This is a genomic window from Pseudomonas sp. PB106 (assembly GCF_009764645.1).
GTDB lineage: Bacteria > Pseudomonadota > Gammaproteobacteria > Pseudomonadales > Pseudomonadaceae > Aquipseudomonas.
The window spans coordinates 1-4,099 of sequence record NZ_RWIM01000212.1; the positions used below are offsets into that span (position 1 = coordinate 1).

General features: G+C 57.0%; 3 protein-coding genes and 1 pseudogene. 2 read left to right on the forward strand and 2 right to left on the reverse strand.

Annotated elements, in window-relative coordinates:
• Window positions 1-138 precede the first annotated feature (138 nt).
• Window positions 139-1,551, reverse strand: a complete 1,413-nt coding sequence (locus EJA71_RS26145) for an amino acid permease (RefSeq protein WP_158960833.1) — start codon at window positions 1,549-1,551, stop codon at window positions 139-141.
• Between the two features lie 894 nt (window positions 1,552-2,445).
• On the opposite strand from EJA71_RS26145, the gene EJA71_RS27415 reads away from it, so the two are divergent.
• A complete protein-coding gene (locus tag EJA71_RS27415) occupies window positions 2,446-2,583 on the forward strand; it encodes a hypothetical protein (protein WP_003222780.1) in 138 nt (45 codons plus the stop codon).
• Window positions 2,584-2,654: 71 nt separating this feature from the next.
• Entirely contained in the window at window positions 2,655-3,620 is a 966-nt protein-coding gene (locus EJA71_RS26150; protein ID WP_158960836.1) for a leucyl aminopeptidase, read from the forward strand.
• Between the two features lie 239 nt (window positions 3,621-3,859).
• Here EJA71_RS26150 and EJA71_RS26155 read toward each other — a convergent pair.
• Window positions 3,860-4,099 (reverse strand): annotated as a pseudogene (locus EJA71_RS26155) (23S rRNA pseudouridylate synthase B); the annotation flags it as partial.

Here is a 4,099-nt window from a genome sequence, read left to right on the forward strand (position 1 = left end):
CGATAGCGGTCTGTCAGATAAAAATTCGTCGACTGTCACACCGCTATCGCGAGCAGGCTCACTCCTACAAAGGGTGTATGTGAACTTCAGAAATGACGAACCCGGCATTGGCCGGGTTTGTCGTTTCTGCTTGCGCGTTTATTTGGCGGTCGCAGGCAACGCAGTTTGTGCACTGCGCTTGTTCTTGATCACGTAGCAGACCCACATGAACACAACCCACACCGGAATCGCGTACACCGAGATCTGAATGCCCGGGATCAACAGCATCACGCCGAGGATGAACACCACGAACGCCAGGCAGACGAAGTTGCCGTACGGATACCACAGCGCCTTGAACAGCGGCGTCTGCTGAGTCTTGTTCATGTGCTGACGGAACTTGAAGTGCGAGAAGCTGATCATCGCCCAGTTGATCACCAGGGTGGCAACCACCAGCGACATCAGCAGTTCCAGGGCACTGTGCGGAATCAGGTAGTTCAGCAGCACTGCAATCACCGTCACCGCCGCCGAAGCCAGAATCGAGCGCACTGGTACGCCGCGCTTGTCGATCTTCGCCAGACCTTTTGGCGCATCGCCCTGCTCGGCCATGCCCAGCAGCATGCGGCTGTTGCAATAAGTGCCGCTGTTGTACACCGACAGCGCCGCGGTCAGCACCACGAAGTTGAGGATGTGCGCAGCGGTGTTGCTGCCGAGCATCGAGAACACTTGTACGAACGGGCTGCCGCTGTAGGAATCGCCGGACGCATTGAGGGTTTCCAGCAGGCTGTCCCATGGGGTCAGCGACAGCAGGATGACCAGCGCACCGATGTAGAAAATCAGGATCCGGTAGATCACCTGGTTGATCGCTTTCGGGATCACGGTTTTCGGCTTGTCGGCTTCAGCGGCGGTGAAACCGAGCATTTCCAGACCGCCGAAGGAAAACATGATGATCGCCATGGCCATCACCAGACCGCTGACGCCGTTGGGGAAGAAGCCACCGTGGGACCACAGGTTGCTGACCGAGGCTTGCGGGCCGCCGTTGCCGCTGACCAGCAGGTAGCTGCCCAGCGCAATCATGCCGACAATCGCCACGACCTTGATGATCGCGAACCAGAATTCGGCCTCACCGAAGACTTTGACGTTGGCCAGGTTGATCGCATTGATCAGCACGAAGAAGGCTGCCGCAGAAGCCCAGGTCGGAATGTCCGGCGCCCAGTAGTGAATGTACTTGCCGACCGCGGTCAGCTCGGACATGCCCACCAGAATGTACAGAATCCAGCAGTTCCAGCCCGACAGGAAGCCGGCAAAACCGCCCCAGTACTTGTGCGCGAAATGGCTGAAGGAACCGGCCACCGGCTCTTCGACGATCATTTCGCCCAACTGGCGCATGATCATGAAGGCGATGAAGCCGCAAATGGCATAGCCGAGGATCATCGACGGGCCGGCGGATTTCAGGACCCCGGCCGAGCCGAGGAACAATCCGGTACCGATCGCGCCACCGAGGGCGATCAGTTGAATGTGGCGATTTTTCAGGCCGCGTTTCAGCTCGCCTGATTGCGAGGGTTGTCCACTCATGAAAAAGGTCTCACGCAAGGTTTGATGATGTTCAGTAGACGTTGCTGCAAGGTTGCGATTTCAAGCAGCCCCGATCAAACCCCAGCGCAGGCACCAGGAGTTCAGCTTATTTACAACGGTCATGCGTCACCTGTTTGTTTTTATCTGTGACGAAATCGAACCCGAAACGCTTGTGGCGCCACGGAGTGAACAAGGCGGATAGCCTTGAGATTTGCGCGATTACGCAGAGGGTCACAGTTAAAACGCGGCGCATTGTACACCGCTAACCCCCTGCTGCCAGACCCCGCTGGATCAGCGTGTCGGTTGCCGGGATTGCGTGTGTCCGCCACGAGAACCCCGGGCGGCTGCAAAAATTGAGTCAGGCCTTTGCGGGCCATCGACGCGGACGAGGAAAAAACCGTCCCACGGAGAGAAGTGGAAATCAGTCACGGCGTTCATTGCGCCTCCTTCTTGTTATGCACCTGCACGACAGGCATGGGGCGCATCTCACCCTTCTAACGTCCTTGAAACAAGCGCGCCAGAGCCTTGGAAGGGGTCCGGCAGGCAAAGCTTCGGAAGCTTTTCCTTACAACGCCAGCAGCGAGGTTGATTCATTGAGTTTTATCGCCGTTTTCGTAAATATTTCGTTACGCCGCGTAACGCATAATTTCCATTTCAGAAATTTCTGTAGGACGTCTGCAAATTGACGGTAGCAAGCTTGCTAACAAAAGTTGCCGCTATTTTTTTGTTTTTAAATAAGAAAAATGCGGCGAAAAAACAGAACAAAAAGTCTATTTAATTTTTAAATGAATAATTTTTTGCATTCAGAAAAACCCTGAACTAGGTTCTTTCACGTCTCGCCGGCCACCTCGACCGGCCAGTCATAACCGTGAAACGTCATCTAGGAGATCGACCATGCAAGCACTGGAAAAAGACTTGGATACCGAACTGCAACTGGACGAATGGTTTGAAGCACCGACTCACGAGGCAGCTGTGGAAATGATGCAAGCCGACGCGGTGGTTCCGTTCGGCACGGCGATGTGGCCTCTGTAAGACATCCCCAGGCAGGCATGATCCGGCCGGTCGTGCCTGCCGCTTTTTTCACGGTCAGTCAGGGAGGACTCATGGATAAGCTCCGCGCGATCTCGCATTTCCTTTACTACCTCGAACATCACCCGGCCCTCGCCGGCCTCGATTCGGCGCAGGTCTTGCTCGGCCATACGGCAGATTACGCAGCGCTGACCGGCGCCATCGCCGAACAGGCTGGCGATCATCCGCGCTTTTCGTTCAGCGCTCGACGCCTGGACCTCGACAGCACCGCGACGCTGACCGCGGCAATCACCGACAGCGATCTGTACATTTTCTTCTACGACTCTTCCACCCTGCCCAACCCGCGCCCCGACGGCCCGGAGTTTGTCCGTGCGCTGCAAGGCGTGATGGCGGAAAACTGGAAGAAATCGCTGCTGTTCAAGGATTACGGCGATTATTTCTACGACACCTTCAGCGTCACGCCGCAGCGGATTGCCGGGCTGAACAGCCATTTGATCCAGCGCATGTCCCAGGCGACCACATTGAGTTTCAAGGACGACGAAGGCTCATGGTTCGAAGCGCCCCTGAGCAGCATCAAGAAATGGACCGACATCAACGGTGTCGGCAACTTCGACCTCGCGCCGGGTGAAATCGCCACGCACAGCGAGGCCATCAACGGCCATGTGAAGTTCAAGGGCACGTTCCTCAGCACCATTCCGTTTGCGCGCAAATATGGCGTGCTGGAGTCGCCGCTGGAGCTGTGGATCGAGAACTCGACCATCAGCCGCATTGCCACGGACGTGCCGGGGCTGGAGCATGATTTCAACAAGTACTTGGACGCGAATCCGTCAAACCGGCGCATCGAGGAATTGGGGATTGGCACCAATGAAGGCGTGAAGGATTTGTATGCGCGCAATGCCGGGTTTGAGGAGCGGCATTGTGGCTTGCACCTTGGGTTAGGCGGTGGCGCGAAAGGCAGTCATCACCTGGACCTGATTTTCTCGGGCGGTGTTTTGGCGCTGGATGACAAGCCGGTGTTTGATGGGCGATTTGTGTTCTGATCCTGCAAATTAGGTGGCTGCATTGGCCTCATCGCTGGCAAGCCAGCTCCCACAGTTTTTTGTTGCGCTGCATAAATCCTGTGAACACCGCAGATCCCTGTGGGAGCTGGCTTGCCAGCGATGAGGCCCTCAAAAGCACCACATACCTTTCGCCAGACGAAAAAAAACGCCAACCCTAAGGTTGGCGTTTCTGCTTTAGCTTGAAGCTCGAAGCTTGCCGCTAGAAGCTCAAAACTGCCTTATTCCGGCTTCTTGCGACCAAACCCCGGACGCTGACCGGAACCTGCCGGCGCACCGCGGCGCTTGCCCGACGGCTTGTCGCCATCAGCCAGCTTGATCCCCGGACGCTTCGGCGCAGGCTTGGCCGGACGCTTGTTGGTGGTGTCCGCTGGACGATCCGCCACTGGCGTACCGCGACCGCTCGGCGCACCACGCTCGCCACGCTCAGTGCGACCGTTGGCCGGACGCGGAGCGCGCTC

Bases quoted from the DNA above. Each gene is read 5' to 3' on its own strand.
- EJA71_RS27415 (WP_003222780.1), top strand. From the start codon at position 2,446: ATGCAAGCACTGGAAAAAGACTTGGATACCGAACTGCAACTGGACGAA.
- EJA71_RS26150 (WP_158960836.1), top strand. From the start codon at position 2,655: ATGGATAAGCTCCGCGCGATCTCGCATTTCCTTTACTACCTCGAACAT.
- EJA71_RS26145 (WP_158960833.1), bottom strand. From the start codon at position 1,551: ATGAGTGGACAACCCTCGCAATCAGGCGAGCTGAAACGCGGCCTGAAA.